Raw genomic sequence first — 21,657 nt, forward strand, 5'->3', positions numbered from 1 at the left:
GGCCCGCATGACCGGCAACGAGCGCAGCGCAATTGAGACTTACGAGTGCGATGTGCTCGTGGCCGGATCGGGTGCGTCCGGCATGTCGGCCGCGATCACCGCCCGCTCCCGCGGCCTCGACGTGCTGATCGTCGAGAAGGAGCCTCGCTTCGGCGGCACCACGGCCCGCTCCGGCGGCTGGCTCTGGATCCCCGGCACCTCGCTGGCGAAGGCCTACGGCATCGAGGAGACGCCGGAGCAGGCCTGCACATACCTGCGGCACGAAGCCGGCAACAATTTTGACGCCGCGCGGGTCGATGCGTTCTTGAGCGCCGGCCCCGAGGCGGTCGATTTCTTCACCACCAAGACCGCGCTGCGCTTCGACATGCCGCTGGTGTTTCCGGACTATCATGCGGAAGCACCCGGCGGCGCCCAAGGCGGCCGCTCGATGGTGACGCGCCCGTTCGACGGCCGCGAGCTCGGCGACCAGATCAAGACGCTCGGCATGCCGCTTCCGGAGCTCACCGTGTTCGGCATGATGCTCGGATCGGGCAAGGAGATCATCCATTTCATGCGCGTGACGAAGTCGCTGACCTCGGCGGTCTACGTCGCAAAGCGCCTGTCGCGGCACTTTATGGACGTGCTGCGTTATGGCCGCGGCATGACGCTGACCAACGGCAATGCGCTCGCGGGACGCCTCGCGAAATCCGCGCTCGACCTCAAGATACCGATGTGGCTGTCCTCCCCCGTGCGCGAGCTGACGATCGAGAACGGCGCAGTGACCGGCGCGATCGTCACGCGCGAGGGACGCGATGTACGTATTCGCGCGCGCCAAGGTGTCGTGCTCGCCTGCGGCGGCTTTCCGCACGACGTAGAGCGGCGCAAACAAATGTTTCCGCACGCGCCGACCGGCAACGAGCACTATTCGCCCGGACCGGCCGGCAATACCGGCGATGGCCTGCGTCTTGCGGAAAGCGCCGGCGGCCGCATCGAGGATCGCCTGCCGAACGCGGCGGCCTGGGTGCCGGTGTCGCTGACCACGCGCAAGGACGGCTCAAAGGGCGTGATGCCGCACTTCATCGACCGCGCCAAGCCGGGCGTGATCGCCGTGATGCGCGACGGCAAGCGCTTTGCCAACGAAGGCAACTCCTATCACGACTTCGTCCAGGCCATGGTCAAGGCGGCAAAGCCCGGCGAGGAGATCGCCGCCTTCCTCGTCTGCGATCACAAGACGCTGCGCAAATACGGCCTCGGTTGCGTGCCGCCCTTCCCGATGCCGCTCGGCCATCACTTGCGCACCGGCTATCTCATGCGCGGCGATACGCTGGAGGCGCTCGCGGCGAAAGCGGGCATCGACGCCAAGGCCTTCGCCGAGACCGTGGCGCAGTTCAACGCTACCGCGCCGCAAGGCCATGATGGCGCCTTCGGCAAGGGCTCGAAGGCCTATAATCGCTACCAGGGCGACGCGCTGCATGGCCCCAACCCCTGCGTCGCGCCGCTCGAGACCGGCCCGTTCTACGCCATCAAGATGGTGGTCGGCGATCTCGGCACCTATGCCGGCATCGTCACCGACGAGAACGCCCGCGCGCTCGACGCCGAAGGCCGCGTCATCCCCGGGCTCTATGCCGCCGGCAACGACATGGCGAGCATCATGGGCGGTAACTATCCGGGCGCCGGCATCACGCTTGGGCCGGCGCTGACCTTCGGTTACATTGCCGGCCGTCATCTCGCCGACAGCGCCGCCAAGCGCAGCGCGGCGTAACCGAAACACGCGCTAGGAGGCGCATGAAGAGAGAAAGCCGCGGCATCCAGTCGATCGAGGTCGGCGGAGAATTGCTCCGCGCGCTCGCCAGGAGCGGCGAGCCGATGATGCTGCGCGATCTCGCGCGCGAGGCCGGCATGACGCCGGCCAAAGCACATCCCTATCTCGCCAGCTTCTCCCGCATCGGGCTGATCGAGCAGGACGAAACCACCGGCCGCTACGAGATCGGCGCGCTGGCGCTGGAGCTCGGCCTGATCAGCCTGCGCCGGCTTTCCGGCGTGCGCATCGCAAGGCCGAAGATCGCGGCACTCGCGAGCCAGATCGGCCACGCGGTCTCACTGGCGGTGTGGGGCACGCATGGTCCGACCGTGGTGCAGCTCGAAGAGCCCGGCCAGCCGGTTCACATCGTGATGCGCGCCGGTTCGGTGATGGCGCTGCTGGAGACCGCGACCGGCCGCGCCTTTGCCGCCTTCCTGCCGGAGAAGACGATCAGCGCCGCACTCGAAAGCGGCCTCGACCGTCATGGGGTCGGCTACAATCCGAAGCGCGCAATCAAGAGCGCGAAGGTCACTGAGATGCTCGCCGAGGTCCGCAAGCACGGCCTCGCACGCGCGCTCGGCGATCCCCTGCCCGGCGTCAACGCGTTCTCCGCGCCGGTTTTCGATCATTCCGGCCATGTCGCGCTGGTCATCACCGCGATGGGCCCGGAAGGCACTTTCGATGCGCGCTGGGACAGCCCCATCGCCAATGCCTTGCGCGACTGCGCCGGCAGCATCTCGAAGCGGCTCGGCCACGGGGTGACGCTAGCGGCGGAGTGAGCGCAGGCTGCCGCATATAACAACCGCAGTCATGCCCCGCGCAGGCGGGGCATCCAGTACGCCATGGCGCCTCGGTTCAATCGCAGGCGTCACGGAGTACTGGATCGCCCGGTCAAGCCGGGCGATGACACCGGAGGATGCGGAGCCTACTTCTCCTTCACCGGCACCGTATAGTTCAGGATCAGCCGGCCGCCGTCCGGATAGATCGTCTGTCCGGTGATGTAGGACGCATCGTCGCTCGCCAGGAACGCGACGACGGAAGCGACCTCGCTCGGCTCGCCGCCGCGGCCGATCGGGGTGCGCGATAGCACGTTCTTGCGAGCATCCTCGGAAGTGTAGATCGCCGACGCCACCATGTCGGTCAGGATCGTGCCCGGCCCGACCGCCACCACGCGGATGTCGTGCGGAGCGAGCGCGACGGCAGCGACCGACGTGAGCTGCTTCATGCCGCCCTTGGAGATGGCGTAGGTCGCGAGCGTCGGGATCGCCAGCAGCGCGTTGACCGAGGACATGTTGATGATGACCCCGCCGCCGCCTTGCGCGATCATCTGCTTCGCTGCCGCTTGCACGCCGAAGAACGCGCCCTTCAGGTTGATGGCGATGACGTCGTCGAAATCCTGCTCGGAAATCTGCAGGATGTCCTGGTTGCGGGCGACGCCGGCATTGTTGACCATGATGTCGAGCCGGCCGAATTCCTTGACGGCGGTTGCGACGAGCTGGTCGACGTCGGCGCGCTTGGCGACATTGCCAACGACGGTGCGCAAGGCATCCGGCTGTCCGAGCTCGGCGGCCGTCTTGGCGAGGCCATCGGCATCGACATCCGAGATGACGACCTTGACGCCGTCGTCGAGGAATCGCTGTGCGCAGGCCTTGCCGATGCCGCGCGCCGCGCCGGTGATGGCAGCGACCTTGCCGGAAAGTTTCATGGGTCTCACTCCAGAATAGCTGCTCGCGGCGGGCCCACGCCGGGTGAGAGCTCCGACCTAGAGCGCCGCAAAGCCGAGATGAGCACGGAACCGGTTCGTGATAAAGACGGCATCGCGTGAGGGCAGCGAGCGCGCCGGATTTTCCGCCCGCACCTTGATGACGAAAAGGCGCGGCCCGTCGGCGGGCTCGCCGATTTGCGCCGCGAGGAGCTCCACCTCCTCGATCGTTCGCACGGTTCCGGTCGTGGCGAAGCCGCAAGCCGCGGCAATCGCCGTGAGATCGACGCCGCGCCCGGTGTGGCTCGCCTGCATGCCGGTCTCGCCAAAGTGCTGGTTGTCGATCACGACGATGTCGAGATTGCGCGGGCGCGCGACACCGACGGTGGCGATGCCGCCAAGCCCCATCAACTGTTCGCCGTCGCCGGTCAGGACCAGGATTCGCTTTTCCGGTTGCGCCTGCGCCAGGCCAAGCCCGATCAGCGCGGCGCCGCCCATCGCCCCCCAGAGATAGAAATTGTCGTCGCGGTCGCCGACCGCATGCAAGTCATAGGTGGGGGAACCGAGGCCGGCGACGATCAGCGTGTCCTGGCGATGCTTCAGGAGGGTCGCCACGGCGGCGCGGCGTTCGAGCTGGGGTTGGAGCGAGCTAGGCATGTGCAATCACCACTTCTTCCGGCCGATCAGGCGCTGTCCGATCAGCACCGCGATCTGCTGATCGGCGTCATAGGCGAGCGCCGCGGCGGATTGTACGGTCTCGATCAGGTCATCCGGCGTCTCGGCGCGCATCACCGTGACGCCGATCGCCTCCAGCGACGGCTGCGTCGCGCGGCTCATCGGCACCTGCCAGGGATTGAACTCGGCCCATTCGCCGCGCATCGTCACCAGCATCAGCAGCGGAAATCGGCCGATCGCCGACAGCGACAGCATGTTGATGCAATTGCCGACTCCGCTCGACTGCATCAGCAAGACGCTGCGCTGGCCGCCAAGCCAGGCACCCGCCGCGATCGCGACACCCTCCTCCTCGGTCGTCAGCACATTGGTGGTGACGTCGCGGTCGGCAGAGAACAGGCGGATGAGCTGGCTGTGGCCGGCATCCGGCACGTAGGACATCTGCCGGACGTCGGCGGCTTTCAGGACGCGATAGAGCTCGGAAGGCCAGTCATCGCCGGCGCGGGATTCGAGATTCGGTTGAGGGCTGTGCACCGCGGGTCTCCGTTGCATTCGGAAAGCACGCTAGCGATGTTCGGGTGCGATGACTCTAACCGTCTGGCACGACCAGATATCGAGGGATTGTATAGCTCTGTCTTCCCTCTCCCCTTGTGGGAGAGGGTGGCTCGCCGCGCAGCGGCGAGACGGGTGAGGGGTCTCTCTCCGCGTGCGCATCTCGGCTTAGGAATATGCTCAAGCAACCCCTCATCCGGCGCTTCGCGCCACCTTCTTCCAGAAGGGGAGAAGGGTGGGCACCGTCACTGGGGCTTGCAGCTCAATTCGCCGCGGTCTTTGCCGCCGGCATATAAATCTGCGCGTAACCTTCCTTGATCGCGGCGGTGATGCGGTCGAGGCGGCGGTCGATGTGTTTCTCCAGGACCGAGACACAGGCGGCCTCGTCGCGCGCTTTCAACCCCTCGACGACGGCGCGGTGCTCGGCTTGCGTGTTGGAGCGGTTGATGCGGTCCATGTCGATCCAGCGCACGAATCGGATGCGGGCGTTGACGTTGCGCAGGACGCGCAGCATCTCGGCATTGTTCGACATCGCCATCAGCCGCTCGTGAAAGGTCTCATCCAACTCGACCAGCTCGACCGAGGACCGCTCGCCGGGATCCGGACCGGTCGCTTCGAGGAATTTGAGCAGCGCGTCAATGTCCTCGTCCTTGGCACGCTTGATGGCGAGGCGGATCGAGGCGACCTCGATCGACTTGCGCAGCTCGTAGAGATCGAAGATCTCGTGCGCATCGAGCTCGCGGCAGAAAAAGCCCTTGCCGGGTGTGAAGCGCAGGAAGCCTTCGGTGTTGAGGCGATTGAGCGCCTCACGCAGCGGCGTGCGGCTGACGCCGAGCCGCTTGGCCAGCTCGCCCTCATTGAGCCTTTCGCCCGGCTTGAACTCGTAGCTCACGGCCATCGCCTTGAGCTGTTCATAGACGCGATCGACGATGCTATCGGAAGCCAGTTCCACGGTTGCTCTTCATAAGCTGCATTCATGCCCGAACACAGCCGAATATACCGGGGCTGCGTGGACGATGGCAATGCAAACGAAACCCTAGCAGCGCTTGTTCAGAGCTTTGCGACGGCTGGACTTAAGCGAAGGCGCGCGGGCGCAGCCCGGCATGAAACCAGGTGATCATGGAATAGATGTCATAAACCGGTAGACCCACTTCGGCCTGCAAGGCGGCCGCATAAGGTGGCATGTTGGTACATTCGAGCACGATGGCACCGACATCCGGATGCCTGGCGACGAGCTGCTTGCCGGCCTCGACCACGTCGCGCTCGGCCTGCGCGACGTCCATATCGTCCTTCTCGGCCTTGATGAGGACGCGGAAGAATTCCTTGCCGTTCTCGGTGCCGACCAGCGGCGTATCGAGCGGCACGCCGGCACCTTCGAGATGGGCCGGCGACAGCGTCGATCCGGAGACCGTGACAAGACCTACGCGCTTGCCGGGCGGCAGCGTCGCCTGTACCCAGGGCACCTGCATCAGCGATGAGGTTGCAACGGGAACGCCGACGGCGGCCGCGATCTCCTTCTGGAACAGCGAGAGGAAGCCGCAATTGGTGGTGATGGCTTCGGCCCCTAACCGCACCAGGTCCTTGGCCGCGTCGATGAAATCCGGCAGCAGTCCGGCCGCGCCTTTCAGCACGACCTTCTCCGGCGAAGCGCCGCTCACCACGCGATAGAGCACGGGGAACGGCCAGGTCGTGCCGTTGCCCATGTCGCCGGGAATGCGGGGAAAGCGCGCCTCCAGCATCAAGATGCCGAGCGGCGCGCCATAGATCGCCTTGCCGCCGCGGGCGACACGGGAAGACGAGTTGGCTGGATAGGTCATGGTGCGATCTCAGAGGAAACGATTTGGTGCGAAAGGAGCCAGAGAAATCTCCGGCGCCTTGCCGCTCAGAAGCTGCGCGACGAGACGGCCGGTGCGGGCCGACCCGACCAGGCCGACATGGCCATGGCCGAAGGCGTAGACGATGTCACGCGAGGCGCGCGCATAGCCGATGCAGGGACGGCCGTCAGGCATGCTCGGCCGATGGCCGAACCAGGTTTTTATGCGCGAGGCAGGAACGTCCTTGGGCAGCTTGGGGAACATGCTGAAGAGGTTGTTGCGCAAGATCTCGGCGCGCTTCCAGTTCGGCTCGGCATCGAGACCTGCGATCTCGACCGTGCCGGCGGCGCGCAGGCCCTTGTCCGTCCAGTTCACCACCATCTTGGCATCGGATGCCATCATCGAATTGCGCGGACCCGATTCCGGGTTCTCGATCATGACGTGATAGCCGCGCTCGGTCTCGAGCGGCAGCGGATCGCCGACCGATGCGGTCAGCCGCTTCGAGTGCGCGCCTGCGGCGATCACCGCGGCATCGCAAGGAATCTCGCCGGTCGCGGTGACGACCGCCACGAGCTTGTCGCCGGAAAGCTTGAGACCGGTCGCCTTGGCGCGGACGAACTTTGCGCCGCTCGCCAGCGCATGATTAGCGAGGGCCGCGACATAGGCGCCGGGATCGCGGCAGCGGCCGGCCTCCTCAACCACCACGCCAAACGTGTAGCGCGGATTGAGGTCGGGTTCGCGCTGACGCATCTCGTCGGCGGAAAGCTCCATCCATTCGACGCCGACGCGCTTGCGCAGGCGCCAGCCGAGATCATTGTCGAAATTGCCGCGCGACGGGAAGACATGCATCACGCCGTTGCGCTCGATCAGCTCGGGGACACCGGCCTCCTCTGCCAGCTTCTTGTGCAGGAGCGGCGCATCCTTCAGGAGATCGCGCAGCGCGAAGGCCGTCTGCTCGACGCGCGCCTCGGTCCAGCCCGAGAGCAGGTACTTGATCAGCCAGGGCAGCGCCTTTGGCAGGTACGACCAGCGGATCGCGAGCGGCCCGAGCGGGTCCATCAGATAGCCCGGCACTTTCTTCCAGACGCCCGGCTCGGCCGGCGGAATCACCGAATGCGACGACAGCCAGCCGGCATTGCCATAGCTCGCCGCCTGCGTGCCGCCCGGCTCACCCGGATCGATCAGCGTGACGCGATGGCCCTCGCGCAGCGCCTCGATGGCGCTGATCACGCCGACAGCGCCGGCTCCGATGATGGCAACGTGGCGGCCTTGCGACATCAGCTAAGCCTTCACCTCAGGGACAAAATCCTTGCCGACGGAGATCGCGCGCGGATCGATGATGCAATGCAGGATCGACGGCTTGCCCGACGCAAGCGCGCGCTCGAACGCCGGCGCGAATTCTTCCGTGCGCTCGACGCGCTCGCCATGGCCGCCGAACGCCTTCGCATACATCGCGAAGTCCGGGTTCTTGAGCTGGGTGCCGACCACGCGACCGGGATAGTCGCGCTCCTGGTGCATGCGGATGGTGCCGTATTGCGAATTGTCGACGACGATGACGATGAACGGCGCGTCATACTGCACGGCGGTCGCGAACTCCTGGCCGTTCATCAGGAAGCAGCCGTCACCGGCGAACGCGACGACGACGCGATCCGGATATTGTCGCTTGGCAAGCACCGCCGCCGGCACGCCATAGCCCATCGAGCCCGAGGTCGGCGCGAGCTGGGCGGCAAAGCTGTGGAAGCGGTGATGGCGATGGATCCAGCCGGCATAGTTGCCGGCACCGTTGCACACGATCGCGTCCTTCGGCAGGCGGTCGCGCAGCCACGTCATGACCTGGCCGTACTGGAACGTGCCCGGCAGCTCGCGCGCCTTTTCGGTCCAGGCAAGATAGTCGGCATGCGCCTTCGCCGCCTCGCCCTTCCAGGCCGGCGTCGAAGCCGGCTTCAGCGTTTCGACGGCGGCCGCGAACGCGGCGGGCGTCGCCTGGATCGCGAGCGCTGGTTGATAGATGCGGCCGAGCTCTTCGGAGCCCGGGTGAACGTGGATCAGCTTCTGCTGCGGGGTCGGAATGTCGAGCAGCGTGTAGGACGACGACGGCATCTCCGACATGCGGCCGCCGATCAGCAGGATGACATCGGCCTTGGTGATGCGGTCCTTCAGACTCGGGCTGGGGCCGATGCCGAGGTCGCCGGCATAGTGCGAGTGATCGGCGTCGATCAGCGAGGCCCGGCGGAACGAGGTCGCGACCGGCAAGTCAAACCGCTCGACAAAGCGCGCGATGCCCTTGGTCGCGTCAGCCGTCCAGCGCGAGCCGCCGAGGATGACGAGCGGCGCCTTGGCATTGGCGAGCATGGCGCCAAGCTTTTCGACGTCGGCGGGCGCAGGCCAGCTCACCGCCGGTTCGACGCGCATCGCATCGGCGACATCAGCGGTTTCGGTCAGCATGTTCTCCGGCAGCGCGATCACCACGGGACCGGGACGGCCCTGCATCGCGACGCGGAAGGCGCGCGCGACCAGCTCCGGAATGCGATCGGGGCGATCGATCTCGACGGCCCATTTCGCCATGGTGCCGAACACCGCCTTGTAGTCGAGCTCCTGGAACGCCTCGCGCTCGCGCATGCCGGTATCGACCTGGCCGACGAACAGGATCATCGGCGTCGAGTCCTGCATCGCGATGTGGACGCCGTGGCTGGCATTGGTCGCGCCGGGGCCGCGGGTGACGAAGCAGACGCCGGGCCGGCCCGTGAGCTTGCCATAGGCTTCCGCCATCATCGCGGCGCCGCCCTCGGCGCGGCAGATCACGACGTCGATCGGGCTGTCATGCAGCGCATCGAGTGCCGCCAGATAGCTCTCGCCCGGCACGCAGGTGACGCGCTCGACGCCCTGGGCGACGAGCTGATCGATCAGGATCTGGCCCCCGGTGCGGGTGTTGCGAATGGTCATGACAGCTCCCTACAGGCTCTGGCGATGCGTTCCACCGCCTCGCGCAAGTTTTGTTCGGAGGTGGCGTAGGACAGGCGGAAATAAGGTGCAAGGCCGAAACAGCTACCCGGCACCACGGCCACGTCATGCCTCTCCAGAAGGTAGCGGCAGAACGCGCTGTCGCTGTCGATCGTGGCACCGTCGGGTGCACGGCGGCCGATCAGGCCGGCGCAGCTTGCATAGGTGTAGAACGCACCTTCCGGCCGACGGCAGGTGACCCCGTCGATGGCGTTCAGCGCATCGACGACGATGTCGCGGCGGCGCTGGAACGCGGCGCGGCGCTCGATCAGAACATCTTGCGGTCCGGTCAGCGCGGCGATCGCCGCGGCCTGGCTCACCGAGGATGGATTGGTCGTGCTCTGACTTTGCACCACGGCAATTGCCGCAATCAACTCGCGCGGGCCGCCGCCATAGCCGACGCGCCAGCCGGTCATGGCATAGGCCTTGGAGACACCGTTCACGGTCAGCGTGCGGGATTTCAGGCTCGGCTCGAGCGCCGCCGCCGTAACGAACGGCATGCCGTCATAGATCAGATGCTCGTAGATGTCGTCGGCGATCAGCCAGACATGCGGATGGCGCTTCAGCACATCGAGGATCGGGCGAAGCTGCGCCGCCGAGTAGGCCGCGCCGGTCGGATTGGACGGCGAGTTGAGCAGCAGCCAGCGCGTGCGCGGCGTGATCGCGCGTTCGAGATCGGCGGCATCGAGACGAAAGCCGTTCTCCTCGCGGCAGAGCACGTCGACCGGCGTGCCGTCGGCGATCCGCACCATGTCGGCATAGCTGGTCCAGTAGGGCGCGGCGAGGATGACCTCGTCGCCGGGACTCAAGCTCGCCATGAACGCGTTGTGGATCACCTGCTTGGCGCCGGCACCGGCGGTGATCTCGTCCGCGGCATAGACGAGGCCGTTCTCGCGGCGGAACTTCTCTGATATCGCCGCCTTCAATTCCATCGTGCCGTCGAGGATGGTGTATTTGGTCTGGCCGGCGCGAATGGCGCGCTCGGCGGCGTCCTTGGCGTGATCGGGCGTGTCGAAATCAGGCTCGCCGGCGCCTAGCACGATCACCGGCCGCCCCTCGCGCTTAAGCTTCTGCGCGACCGCGCCGATCTTCAGGATCTCCGAGACGCCGATCGCGCTGATGCGCCGCGCGGGGCGGAAGCCGGTAGCTGAAGCCTGGACGGTCACGGGAAGGCCCCTAGCCGCGCGCGGCGATGGCGATCACTTCGATGCGGTAGGCGGGATCGGCCAGCTCGACCTTGCCGCAGGCACGCGTCGGCGCGTTGCCAGGGACGACCCAGGCATCATAGACCGCGTTCATGGCGTCGAAATCGTCCATGGTCTTGAGCCAGACCTGCACGCTGAGCAGGCGCGACTTGTCGGTGCCGGCGCGCGCCAGCATGTCGTCGACCTTCGCCAGCGCCTCGCGGGTCTGCTGGGTAATATCGGCGGTCTTGGTATCCGCCACCTGCCCTGCGAGGAAAACGAGGTCGCCGAACACGGAGGCGCGGCTGCGGCGGGCGTTCTGGTCGATGCGGGTGATGTCCGACATGGCGTGTCCTTAATTCTTGGCGGCAAGTCTTAGCGGTCTGCCGCGATGATGCGGCGGCAATGATCGAGCGCGGCACCGATCAGATTGTCGCTCGCCTCCGGCGTGCGGAACGCCGAATGCGCCGACAGCGTCACGTTCGGCAGCGTGGTCAGAGGATGGCCGGCCGGCAGCGGCTCGACCGTGAAGACGTCGAGGCCGGCATGGGCGATGTGGCCCGAGCGCAGCGCGTCGAGCATCGCGTCCTCGTCGACCACCGCGCCGCGCGCGGTGTTGATCAGGATGCTGCCGGGACGCATCATCGCGATGCGCTCGCGCGACAGGAAGCCCTTGGTCTCGTCGTTGAGCAACAGATGCAGCGAAACGACGTGGCTGTCCGCGAGCAGTTTTTCCAGCGGGACGAATTCGACGCCCGGATGCGTCTTCGGCGTCCTGTTCCAGGCGATCACCTTCATGCCGCAGCCGAGCGCCATGCGCGCAGCTTCCGCGGCAATGCCGCCGAAGCCGATCAGGCCGAGCGTCTTGCCGGTGAGCTGGACGGCGTCGCGCCGCAGCCAGTTGCCTTCGCGCATGCCACGGTCCATCTCGCCAAAGCTTTTTGCAGAGGCCCACATCAGCGCGATCGCGCATTCGGCAACCGCGGTGTCGCCATAGCCCTTGATGGTGTGCACGGAGATGCCGCGCTCGCCAAGCTCTTCCGGATTCATGTAGCTGCGCGCGCCGGTGCCGAGGAAGACGACATGCTTCAGCTTGGGGCACTTGGCGGCGATCGCGGTCGGCACCGCCGTATGGTCGACGATCATGATTTCCGCGCCGTCGAGCAAGCCAGGCAGATCGTCGGGCTTGATCGACGGGTTGCGGTTGATGCCGACCGGCAGCTTGTCGGCGCGCAGCAGCTTCTCGGTCACCGCTGCCAGGGTGTCGTTCGCATCGACGAATAGGGCGCGCACAGGCCTCTCCTTCAGCTCACTTCTTTATTGCGTTCAATTTTGTATTCAGACTTGAATGCGATTTGCAACCCCAGCCAATGCAGAATTTTACTCAATCCTGCCAAGATATTGGGCTCCTTTCCGCCTCGCCGCACAAATGAACAGCAAGCTGAAATACTGTATTGCATTTTATCCTGAATACAGAAATAGTCCAGAGGCCGGACATCATCCGAGCCAAATACAAGGAGGCAAAGTCCATGAATCGCAGGGATGCACTCACCACTGTCGCGCTGGCGGGCGCCGCGATTGCCGCGAGCAGTTCGGTCAAGGCCGACGCCGCGCCGACCTCCACGCTCGATCGCATCAAGAAGAACGGCGTGCTGCGCATCGCGGTCATCGTTGGCCAGGAGCCTTATTTCCATAAGGACCTAGCCACCGGTCAGTGGTCGGGCGCCTGCGTCGAGATGGCCAACGACATAGCCAGCAAGCTCGGCGCCAAGGTCGAGACGCTGGAATCGACCTGGGGCAACCAGATCCTCGACCTGCAGGCCGACAAGGTCGACCTCGCCTTCGCCGTGAACCCGACGCCCGAGCGCGCCCTCGTCATCGACTTCTCGACGCCGATCCTGGTGCACTCCTTCACCGTCATCACCAAAAAGGGCTTTGCCAAGCCGCAGACCTGGGCCGAGCTCAACAAGCCCGAGGTCAAGATCGCCGTCGACATCGGCTCGACGCACGAGACGATCGCGCGCCGCTATTGCCCGAAGGCGACGATCCTCGGCTTCAAGAACCGCGACGAGGCGATCCTCGCGGTCGCGACTGGCCGCGCCGACTGCAACGTCTCGCTGGCGGTGCTCTCGGTCTCGACCCTGAAGAAGAACCCGAACCTTGGCGATCTCGCGATCCCGCGACCACTGCTCACGCTGCCGACCAACATGGGCATCCGCGCCGAGAGCGATCGCCGCTACAAGGATTTCCTCAGCGCCTGGGCCGACTACAACCGCTCGATGGGCCAGACCCGCGAATGGATGCTGAAGGGCTTTGAGGCGGTCGGCCTCACCGCAGACGACCTTCCGGGTGAAGTGCAGTTCTGACGGCGATGTATGTCTGGGAGTTCGCGGCGCTCAAGCCGTATTGGGGCCTGATCTGGCAAGGGCTCCTGGTCACACTGTTCTACACGGTGACCACGGTGGTCGCGGGTCTCGTGATCGGACTGACTGTCGGTATTTTGCGCACGACGGCACCGCGCTGGATCACGGTGCCGCTGCGCCTCTATATCGAGGTGTTTCGCTGCACGCCGCTCTTGGTGCAGCTCGTCTGGGTCTACTACGCCCTGCCCGTGCTGATCGGCGTCGACATGACGCCGGCAATGGCCTGCTTCATCGCGCTGTCGCTCTATGCCGGCTCGTTCTACGCGGAGATCTTTCGCGGCGGCATCGAGGCCGTCGACGTCGGCCAGTGGGAAGCCGGACGCGCCATCGGCATGCGGCGCGGAAAGATCTTCCGCCGCATCGTGCTGCCGCAGGCAACGCAGGTGATGATCCCCTCTTTCATCAACCAGACGATCATGCAGCTCAAGAACACCTCGCTGGTGTCGGTGGTCGCGGTCGGCGATCTCCTGTACCAGGGCTCGGTCATCACGGCGTCGAGCTACCGGCCGCTGGAAGTCTACACCACGATTGCCGTGCTCTATTTCGTCGTGCTGTTCCCGCTGACCCTGGTCGCAGACCAGGTCGAGCTGCGGATGGGAGCGCATCGATGAGCGCGAACGGCGCGACGCTGATCGCAAACAACATCCACAAGGCGTTCGGCGATCACGAGGTGCTCAAGGGCGTCTCGCTCTCGGTCGAACGCGGCGAGGTCGTTACCCTGATCGGCGCTTCCGGCTCCGGCAAGTCGACCTTTTTGCGCTGCCTGAACCTCCTGGAAATGCCGCAGCAGGGCGAGCTTGCGATCGGCACGCACAAATTCGCCTTCGGCAAGGGCGTGCGCGCCGCGACCGACGCGCAGCTCGCGCTGCTTCGACGCAGCGTCGGCATGGTGTTCCAGCACTTCAACCTGTTCCCGCACATGTCGGTGCTTTCCAACATCACCGAAGGCCCGGTGCAGGTGAAGGGCATGGCGCAAGCCGAAGCCAACGAGCTCGGCCGAGACCTGCTCGCCAAAGTCGGCCTCGCCGACAAGGCCGACACCTTTCCGAGCCGCTTGTCAGGCGGCCAGAAGCAGCGCGTCGCAATCGCCCGCGCGCTCGCAATGAAGCCTGATGTGATGCTGTTCGACGAGCCGACCTCGGCGCTCGATCCCGAGCTCGTCGGCGAAGTCCTCTCCGTCATCCGTGGCCTTGCCGCCGAAGGCATGACCATGGTGCTGGTCACGCACGAGATGGCCTTCGCTGCCGACGTCTCCACCCGCGTCGGCTTCATGAACGACGGCGTCATGGCCGAGATCGGCACGCCCGAAGAGACCATCCGCCAGCCGCGCAGCGAACGGCTGAAGGGGTTTTTGAGCCGGTTTCACGAGGCGAACTAGGGTCGTGTACTCCTCGACCGCGCGGCTCGGAATTTTGTGCCGATGCGGCGCTTGGTCGATAAGCCAGCGATTGCGTCGACATTTGTCGAATGATTTCGAGCTAACTGGCTCAAAGCGTAACGGCTGAATGAGCGGAGCGGGACATCTCTACGTCTTCCCCGCCAGCTCCGATAACCATGCGCGCCATCCCATTGGTGGACCGGCTCAGCGCTAGATGATTGCCTCAGTTTCGTCTTGTGATCCCGGGCCAATAAATTACGAGATATGGTCACACCGGGCTGCCTCAGGCGCATCAGGCTATTGACATAGGTCAAGATGCGGTCTTCGCAGCTCCCGACGTTTGCCGAAATCACAAGTCGGTGCCGAATGAGAACCGCGAAACACCCTGCAAACGCTACCCTGCCGTCGATACCAAGCTCTGCCGGGGGGATCGCTCGCCTCGTGTGTGCCCGACTTCGGGATGCGAAAGTTGACCCGGCTCCGATCGTCTCAGCCGCAGGCTTGGCAATCGACGACGTTGAGGACCGCAAGCGCCGCATCGACGCCAGAGCGCAGATGAGACTCCTCGAGCTCGCTGCCAGGAAATTGCAGGACGACTGCTTCGGATTCCATTTGGCTCAAGACTTCGAGCTGGGGGAGATTGGACTTCTGTACTACGTCATGGCCTCATCAGAGCGGCTCGCTGACGCCTTGCAAACTGGAGGACGTTACTGCGCGATCAACAACGAGGGCGTACGGCTGCGGACGTCCCTGGAGCGCGGATTCACCATCGGACTCGAGTATGTCAACATCGATCGTCTATCGGACCGTCACCACACGGAATTTTGGCTAATCGCGCTTGTCCGTATCTGTCGCGGATTGACTGACGGCAGGCTGGCTCCAAGGCAGATCAAACTAAAACACTACAGACGCGAAACGCCCCTGGATGTCCGATCCCAGCTTGGATGCGACATCGAGTTTGCGGCGGATAGCGACGAGGTGTTGTTTCCCTCGCGGATCGGCACGTTGCCGGTCGTTGGGGCCGATTCGCACCTCAATAAGCTGTTGCTTCAATATGCCGATGAAGCCCTGAGCAAACGGACGTCGCCGCGGGCCGAGCTACGGTCTCGTGTCGAAGATCAGATCGCCCAACTGCTTCCGCACGGCAAAGCCAACGCTGCGGAGGTCGCGCGCCGTCTTGGCATGAGCCGGAGAACTCTCGCTCGGGCTTTATCATCCGAGGGCGCAGGCTTTTCGAGCGTGCTCGAAGCGTTTCGAAATGCGCTTGCGCGCCGCTACCTCAGGGAAGAGGAGCTGCCGATTTCCCAGATCGCATGGTTGTTGGGCTACACCGAGGTCAGTTCCTTCACGCATGCCTTCGTTCGTTGGACCGGCCTCACGCCAAAGGCGTATCGGGGCTCGAACGATGTTCCCTGATACGCTGGCACAAAGCCCTGATACGGTGGCACAAAGCCTCAATTCCCTGGCACAGAATAGCAAGACTTGGCGGCTCGTATTCCGCTAGGCCAGTGCCATGCGTTCAAACAAACTCGTGTCTGAGCTCACGTCGTGTTGGTTCAAGCTAGGGGCGCGTTTTTCGGCGCCATGACCAAACACGACTGGCTATTCCTGGCTTGCTCGATCTGGTTCATCGGTCTTTTGGTGACGCTGTTCTGGATCCTGTTCGCGACTTGAAGCGACGACGCCGACCTCGGCGCTCGATGCCGAGCGCGTCCGGTAAGGTGCGCTCCTTCGTCCGCGGCTTTGCCGCCCATCTCGCGAACTACCCCTTTATGAGTACACCCTAGTGGCTGTTGAAGATCACGAGATCAAGCGCTGAACTTCCCTCGCCTAGACCCATAGTTGTGTCCGAGCCTGCACGCTGGACGCTTCGCGAAATTTCAGGCGCCGGCCGGCACGGCACACCGCACTTTAATTCCAGCAAACGCAGGAGGAGCACATGCGCAAGTCTCTCGCCGCTTTCCTTTCCGGCGTGGCTCTGGTCATTGCGGCGTCAACCGCTCTGGCCGGAGAGCAGGTCCTTGAGTTCAAGCTCGTCACCAAGCCGATCGACTACAAGGTAACAGAGGCAGCAAACATCGAAGGCCAGACGGTCGCGTCCGGCAAATTGTTCGGCGTCGCCATTTTCAAGGACGGCCGCATCGGGGTGAAGGAGTTCGTCAATTCCTCAGACTTGCTCAAAGGCTCGGGCCCCTTCTACGGCTACAGCACCTACACGTTCGAGGACGGCTCGATCACGGCGCGCTACACCGGCTCGGTCAAAGATGGAAAGTCAACGGGCGAATATACGATCCTCTCGGGGACGGGCGCCTATGCGAACGCTACGGGTACCGGCACTATCGAAAGCGCGCCGAACCCATTCAAGGGCGTCAACCTCTTGAACATCAAACTGGTCATCAGAACGCCCGGCACGTAAGCGGCCGTACGCACATAGGCGCCTCCGAAACTCTGGCGTCGTGAGGCGCGGTCTTGCTCATGCGGCGCGCCGCAACACGCGGTCTGCGGCGCGCCGGATTGCGCTGGGGGCTCGCGCCAGAGGCGGAAGCGAGAGCGGGCATTCGCCTGGCCGATGGGATAACGGCTGATCGAAGATCGCGAGCGGTTCTATTCCGAGGTTGAACTGCGGCCGGGCGCTGAGCATCTTTGGTGTCCCTCTATGCTTCGGGTCGATGGCGAGATGCGAGGCATACGCCGAGAAAGGGCAAAGTTGCTTCCGCTTGCGACGCCTGAACCAAGATCAAGTCGCTGAAGACGAATCTTCATCGAGCTTGAACTGGAGGTTCGCCCCTCAAACATCGCTCGATACATGCCTCTTGGACATTTTACACAATGGTGGAGGTAGCCCCATGCCGATCGTTCAATTTACTCGCTTCAAAACCGACAAGGCCGAGGAAATGGTCCAGATTGTCGGGCAGGCGAAGAAAATATTCGAGAAACACGGCGCCGAATTTCTTCGGCTCTCCCGTTTCCACACCGGCCAGTGGGCGGGACAGTTGTTGGTCACGACGCGCTACGCCAATTGGGAAGTTTACGGCAAGGTGCAGGAGGCCGTGGCAAAGGATCCCGAGTTCGCGCAGGTGCTGGCCAACGGCATGAAGATTTCCGAACTGCAGGGCCGTAACATCGCCGTCAGCATCGATCTCTAGTCAGGCGGCCCCGCACGCACCACGTCAAGCGCGAAAGGCCGCCGGACATAGGCCGGCGGCCTTTCAACTCTGATGATTGCACTGGCCATAAGCGGACATTGCACCAACTGGCGCATGAATGGTTCCCAGCGTAAGCTGCCAACGTCGGCCCCCAAGAGGCCGAGTGTATTTTGGGAGGATGCCAAGATGTCAGCCAGCCGTACCGTGAGCCTGTCGTTTGCGACCGCGATCCTGCTGAGTACAAGCCTACTTGGCTCCGCGCACGCAAAGCCGCTCATGATCGTCGGCCTCGACGAGAAGCTTTTGTGGGACGACAACGGCAAGCCGATCCTGGCCGCGCCGGGCAAGGATCAGGTCCTGATCGTGGATCTCGCATCCCCTGAGAGCCCGAAGATCGTCGCTTCTCTGCCGCTCAAGAACTCGGTGGTCGGACCACCGGTGAACGTTGCGATCAATCCAACCGGAACAGTCGCGCTCGTGGCTGACTCCGTCGATGTCGTCAAGGATGGCGATGCACTAAAGCAGGTGCTGGACAACAAGATTTACGTGATCGATCTGCAGGCCAACCCGCCTAAACTGACTGCCACGCTGACTGGTGGAAAACAGCCCTCCGGGCTGAGCTTCAGTCCAGATGGCAAGATGGCGCTGGTCGCCAATCGCGGCGACAACTCCATCAGTGTCCTTTCGGTAAGCGGCAGCGACGTGAAGATCATTGACAGCGTGGCGATGCCCGATAGCGTATCGCACGTGACATTCACGCCCGACGGCAAGCGAGCGCTCGTCGCCCGCTTTCCTGCTCACAAGATCTCATTGCTGGACGTCGGGGGCGACAAGGTGACGTATAGCAAGATAGACCTGCCGACCGGCCTGTGGCCCTACAATGTCGCGGTGGCGCCTGGCGGCAATATTGCGCTTACATCCGACAACGGCAACGCGGGTGCCTCGGACGGCAGCGTCGACACGGCAAGTGTCATTGATCTCGAGGCCAATCCGCCGCGCATCATCGATCGCGTGGTGGTTGGCGACGGACCGGAAGGACTAGCCATCAGTCCCAAGGGCGACGTCGCTGTTTCTGTCATTCTCCGCGGCTCCAACACGAAGAACGCGTACTTTTATGAAAAGAACGGCAGCATTTCGGTGCTGAAGATCGATGGCAAGAAAGTCACTAAGACCCAAGATATCGAGGTCGGTGGTTTGCCAGAGGCCGCGGTCTTCACGCCCGATGGCAGATACCTTCTCGTCGGCAACTACCTTACACAGGACTTCTCGATATTGAAGGTCGATGGCGCCAACGTGACGGATACCGGCAAGCGTTTCCAGGTGCCGGGACATCCCGCCTCAGCGAGGATGGGACCGTAGCGGCGGGTTGAGCAGGAGAGAGAGAGAGAGAGAGAGAGAGAGAGAGAGAGAGAGACTTTTACGGCCAAGAATTTTGTCTGGACCTGCAACAAGGAAACAAAAGAACAGGCGTACAATGAGAGAATGTAGCCGCGATCATGCGAATCGCGGACCTGAAGGTTTGCGGCTCGCTTCTTCGCAAGAGATCGATGGTAGGAGCGGATGGCGCGCGCGACGAACGCGCCCTCCGCGCGGAGCCGATCACCTGGTCCCATGTATAAATGCTTGCATCTCCTCTATGGTAAGCTTGCCATCCCTATTGCTGTCCATTGCCTTGAAAATCCGTTCGTGAGCTGCCTGAAACTCCTGCAGCGAGATTGTCCCATCACCATCGGCGTCCATCAGAGCGAACATCATACGCATCATAAAAGGTGATCCCATCGCCCTCCCACCCATCATGCCGCGCCCCATCATATGTCCTCCCATCATGCCGTGCCCCATCATACCGCCTTGCCCCATGGTGCTCGCGCCTTCCTGGTTCATGGAATGGGATTGCATTTGTTGCTGATCTGGCTGGGGCGTCATTCGGTCCTGTGCAATCGCACCGGCAATACCGCACGCCACAATGAGAGCAGATGTCGTGAGTCCCAGAACGCGCATGTACATTCGAACCTCCTCGGAAACATGCAGCCCGTCCCACTAATTCCGCACGAGCGGTATTGATCCTCCGGTACATGGTTCGAGACGCGCCGTAAGGGGGGCTCCTCACCATGAGGGTCCAAGATTTCGCCGCAAAGCAAGACCTCATCCTGAGGAGCCCGCCAAAAAGCGGGCGTCTCGAAGGATGGCCGCAGGGAATCCGCTCACGTAGGATGGGTTGAGCTCTTGCGAAACCAACCGCTCCCTACCTGTGTTTCAATAGAGTTGATGGGTTTCGCTTCGCTCTACCCATCCTACGAGCTGGCCCGGAGGTCTATGAGTCCACAACTTAGTCCCGCGAGACCCGCGGCGTCGACGGCGTGACGTTCGCCGGCGTGTGGAAATCGAGGCGCGCGCGATTTTCCTCGCGCATGCCGGTGTCGTCGCCAAACTCCAGATAATTTTGTGCGTCGAGCGTCCATTGCGGCCACGCCACCGCCGGCGTGCCCGGGTCTCCCGTGCGCGCGAAGGCGATGAGAGTGGCCATCATGCGATCCGACAGCGCGCGATCGAACTCGGTCCAGACACGCGTAGTGCGGAACTTGTTGAAGGCGTCCTGCGTGCCAAACCAATAGGGCACGTCGGACGTGTGATACGCGCCGATCTTCTGCGGATTGTCGAAGAATTCGACGCCGGGCGCAAAGGGATGCACGCGCGAGAACATGTACATGTAGAACGGCGCCTTGCCGGTCTTCTTCTGCGCCACGGCCCAGTTGCGTGTGCCAGCCTCGACTAGCCCCTCGCGCGCGGCAAGCAATCCCATCGCCTTGGCTTCGCCGTCGGTCTTGGCAGGATAGAGCGCGAGGAAGCGGTCGGCCTGATCGCCATAGAGTTTTCCTGCAGCCGCCATATAAGCTTCGAGATTCCCCGCAGTACGCAGATCGTTCGAGCTTTCGTCGCGGGTGAAGCCGGCCACCGTGGCGACGTCGTTCTGCTTTCCGGCGGCAAAGATATTCGGCACGGTGTCGGGCAGGACATGGCCGTCGATATCGAGCGGAACAGAGATCGTGCCGGCACAGCCGAGCTGGCAATCCTTCTGATCGCCAGGATCCTGTCGGCCTGAATCAGCCGCATTTCGGCGAGCGAAGACGCGCCCAGCGCCGACTGCACTTCGAGGCCGATCTTCTCGGCGTCCGGCAGCTTCGGGAATTTGAAGCGGTTGTCGAACATGCTCAGGCTCATCGCAAAGCCGCGATTGAACAGACCCTTCGCCAGCGGGCTCGCTTCGAGCGCGGATACCGACATGGCACCCGCCGACTGCCCAGTGATGGTGACGTTATCGGGATCGCCGCCAAATTGCGCGATGTTGCGCTTGATCCATTGCAGGACCGCAACCTGGTCCATCAGGCCGTAATTTCCGGAAGCACGGTGCGGCGATTCCGCGGTCAGCTCAGGATGGGCAAGATTGCCCAAAATGCCGACACGATAGTTGAAGCTGACGAAGATCGTGCCCTTCTTGGCGACGTTCTCGCCGTCGTACATCGCCATACCGCTGGAGCCGAGCGTGAAGCCGCCGCCGTAGATCCAGACCACGACGGGGAGCTTTGCGCCTGGCTTGGCCTCGCCGCTCGCCCAGATGTTCAAATAGAGGCAGTTTTCGCACGTGGCCTCCTCACCAAAATAGTGATTGAGATTGTGCCGGCGCAGCACCTGAATGCATTCAGGCGCCAACCGATCGGCATGATAGACGCCCTTCCACGCTTCGACCTTCTGCGGCGCACGCCAGCGGAGATCGCCGAGCGGCGGCGCGGCATAGGGGATGCCGAAATAGGCCTTGACGCCCGACGCCAGCATCTTGCCGGAGACCGCGCCGCTGTCGATGCTGACGGGATCGCCAGGAATGGGCGTTACGACAATCTGCGCGGATGCCGGCGCGACGACTGAGGCCGCGAGCATCGCGAGGCTCGCGCCCAACAGGACCGATTGCAACACGAGGTGTGCGAATTTGCGATTGACCACCTTCATCTTG

At 63.6% G+C, this 21,657-nt stretch carries 21 protein-coding genes and 1 pseudogene; 9 read left to right on the forward strand and 13 right to left on the reverse strand.

Annotation, left to right across the window (positions count from 1 at the left end; translation table 11 throughout):
* Positions 1 to 7 precede the first annotated feature (7 nt).
* Together MTX21_RS17505 and MTX21_RS17510 are read left to right on the forward strand one after the other, a co-directional pair.
* A complete protein-coding gene (locus tag MTX21_RS17505) occupies positions 8 to 1,741 on the forward strand; it encodes an FAD-dependent oxidoreductase (RefSeq protein WP_280966020.1) in 1,734 nt (577 codons plus the stop codon).
* A gap of 23 nt (positions 1,742 to 1,764) precedes the next feature.
* Positions 1,765 to 2,559: an IclR family transcriptional regulator gene (locus MTX21_RS17510; RefSeq protein WP_280966021.1), complete on the forward strand. Its 795-nt coding sequence runs from the start codon at positions 1,765 to 1,767 to the stop codon at positions 2,557 to 2,559.
* 146 nt (positions 2,560 to 2,705) lie between these two features.
* Here MTX21_RS17510 and MTX21_RS17515 read toward each other — a convergent pair whose 3' ends face one another.
* From MTX21_RS17515 to MTX21_RS17560, 10 genes are all read right to left on the reverse strand, one after another.
* Positions 2,706 to 3,485 carry an SDR family oxidoreductase gene (locus MTX21_RS17515; protein WP_280966022.1) on the reverse strand — a complete coding sequence of 260 codons (780 nt, stop codon included), beginning with the start codon at positions 3,483 to 3,485 and terminating at the stop codon, positions 2,706 to 2,708.
* A gap of 57 nt (positions 3,486 to 3,542) precedes the next feature.
* Positions 3,543 to 4,139 (reverse strand): thiamine pyrophosphate-dependent enzyme, encoded by a 597-nt coding sequence (locus MTX21_RS17520; protein ID WP_280966023.1) that lies wholly within the window; start codon positions 4,137 to 4,139, stop codon positions 3,543 to 3,545.
* A gap of 6 nt (positions 4,140 to 4,145) precedes the next feature.
* Positions 4,146 to 4,688, reverse strand: a complete 543-nt coding sequence (locus tag MTX21_RS17525) for a thiamine pyrophosphate-binding protein (protein WP_280966024.1) — start codon at positions 4,686 to 4,688, stop codon at positions 4,146 to 4,148.
* 280 nt (positions 4,689 to 4,968) lie between these two features.
* Positions 4,969 to 5,658 carry a GntR family transcriptional regulator gene (locus MTX21_RS17530; protein WP_280966025.1) on the reverse strand — a complete coding sequence of 230 codons (690 nt, stop codon included), beginning with the start codon at positions 5,656 to 5,658 and terminating at the stop codon, positions 4,969 to 4,971.
* A gap of 121 nt (positions 5,659 to 5,779) precedes the next feature.
* Entirely contained in the window at positions 5,780 to 6,523 is a 744-nt protein-coding gene (locus MTX21_RS17535; RefSeq protein ID WP_280966026.1) for an aspartate/glutamate racemase family protein, read from the reverse strand.
* 9 nt (positions 6,524 to 6,532) lie between these two features.
* Positions 6,533 to 7,798: an FAD-binding oxidoreductase gene (locus tag MTX21_RS17540; protein ID WP_280966027.1), complete on the reverse strand. Its 1,266-nt coding sequence runs from the start codon at positions 7,796 to 7,798 to the stop codon at positions 6,533 to 6,535.
* A 3-nt stretch (positions 7,799 to 7,801) separates the two neighbouring features.
* Positions 7,802 to 9,463 (reverse strand): thiamine pyrophosphate-binding protein, encoded by a 1,662-nt coding sequence (locus MTX21_RS17545; RefSeq protein ID WP_280966028.1) that lies wholly within the window; start codon positions 9,461 to 9,463, stop codon positions 7,802 to 7,804.
* Entirely contained in the window at positions 9,460 to 10,686 is a 1,227-nt protein-coding gene (locus tag MTX21_RS17550; protein ID WP_280966029.1) for a pyridoxal phosphate-dependent aminotransferase, read from the reverse strand. Before MTX21_RS17550 ends, MTX21_RS17545 begins: the two co-directional genes overlap by 4 nt.
* A 10-nt stretch (positions 10,687 to 10,696) precedes the next feature.
* Complete coding sequence (locus MTX21_RS17555) at positions 10,697 to 11,050, reverse strand: RidA family protein (protein ID WP_280966030.1); 354 nt, start codon at positions 11,048 to 11,050, stop codon at positions 10,697 to 10,699.
* 29 nt (positions 11,051 to 11,079) lie between these two features.
* Positions 11,080 to 11,997 carry a D-2-hydroxyacid dehydrogenase family protein gene (locus MTX21_RS17560; protein WP_280966031.1) on the reverse strand — a complete coding sequence of 306 codons (918 nt, stop codon included), beginning with the start codon at positions 11,995 to 11,997 and terminating at the stop codon, positions 11,080 to 11,082.
* Between the two features lie 236 nt (positions 11,998 to 12,233).
* Here MTX21_RS17560 and MTX21_RS17565 point away from each other — a divergent pair, with 236 nt between their 5' ends.
* The 7 genes from MTX21_RS17565 (at position 12,234) to MTX21_RS17595 (ending at position 19,010) form a co-directional block, all read left to right on the forward strand.
* A complete protein-coding gene (locus MTX21_RS17565; RefSeq protein ID WP_280966032.1) occupies positions 12,234 to 13,070 on the forward strand; it encodes a transporter substrate-binding domain-containing protein in 837 nt (278 codons plus the stop codon).
* Between the two features lie 5 nt (positions 13,071 to 13,075).
* The gene (locus MTX21_RS17570) at positions 13,076 to 13,738 is read left to right on the forward strand and encodes an amino acid ABC transporter permease (protein ID WP_280966033.1); all 663 of its coding nucleotides are present in this window, start codon (positions 13,076 to 13,078) and stop codon (positions 13,736 to 13,738) included.
* Positions 13,735 to 14,505 (forward strand): amino acid ABC transporter ATP-binding protein, encoded by a 771-nt coding sequence (locus MTX21_RS17575; RefSeq protein ID WP_280966034.1) that lies wholly within the window; start codon positions 13,735 to 13,737, stop codon positions 14,503 to 14,505. The genes MTX21_RS17570 and MTX21_RS17575 overlap by 4 nt, the downstream gene beginning before the upstream one ends.
* Before the next feature lie 501 nt (positions 14,506 to 15,006).
* Positions 15,007 to 15,921 carry an AraC family transcriptional regulator ligand-binding domain-containing protein gene (locus tag MTX21_RS17580; RefSeq protein WP_280966035.1) on the forward strand — a complete coding sequence of 305 codons (915 nt, stop codon included), beginning with the start codon at positions 15,007 to 15,009 and terminating at the stop codon, positions 15,919 to 15,921.
* Between the two features lie 523 nt (positions 15,922 to 16,444).
* Positions 16,445 to 16,921, forward strand: a complete 477-nt coding sequence (locus tag MTX21_RS17585) for a hypothetical protein (protein WP_280966036.1) — start codon at positions 16,445 to 16,447, stop codon at positions 16,919 to 16,921.
* A 430-nt stretch (positions 16,922 to 17,351) separates the two neighbouring features.
* Positions 17,352 to 17,651: a hypothetical protein gene (locus MTX21_RS17590; RefSeq protein WP_280966037.1), complete on the forward strand. Its 300-nt coding sequence runs from the start codon at positions 17,352 to 17,354 to the stop codon at positions 17,649 to 17,651.
* Between the two features lie 186 nt (positions 17,652 to 17,837).
* Positions 17,838 to 19,010, forward strand: coding sequence for a YncE family protein (locus MTX21_RS17595; RefSeq protein ID WP_280966038.1), 1,173 nt, complete (start codon positions 17,838 to 17,840; stop codon positions 19,008 to 19,010).
* Positions 19,011 to 19,250: 240 nt separating this feature from the next.
* Here MTX21_RS17595 and MTX21_RS17600 read toward each other — a convergent pair whose 3' ends face one another.
* The 3 genes and pseudogenes from MTX21_RS17600 to MTX21_RS17610 all read right to left on the reverse strand — a co-directional run.
* A complete protein-coding gene (locus MTX21_RS17600; RefSeq protein ID WP_280966039.1) occupies positions 19,251 to 19,655 on the reverse strand; it encodes an EF-hand domain-containing protein in 405 nt (134 codons plus the stop codon).
* 322 nt (positions 19,656 to 19,977) lie between these two features.
* Positions 19,978 to 20,649, reverse strand: a complete 672-nt coding sequence (locus MTX21_RS17605; protein ID WP_280966040.1) for a carboxylesterase family protein — start codon at positions 20,647 to 20,649, stop codon at positions 19,978 to 19,980.
* Between the two features lie 260 nt (positions 20,650 to 20,909).
* Positions 20,910 to 21,653 (reverse strand): annotated as a pseudogene (locus tag MTX21_RS17610) (carboxylesterase family protein); the annotation flags it as partial.
* Positions 21,654 to 21,657 lie beyond the last annotated feature (4 nt).

This window comes from Bradyrhizobium sp. ISRA430, from assembly GCF_029909975.1.
Taxonomy (GTDB): Bacteria; Pseudomonadota; Alphaproteobacteria; order Rhizobiales; family Xanthobacteraceae; genus Bradyrhizobium.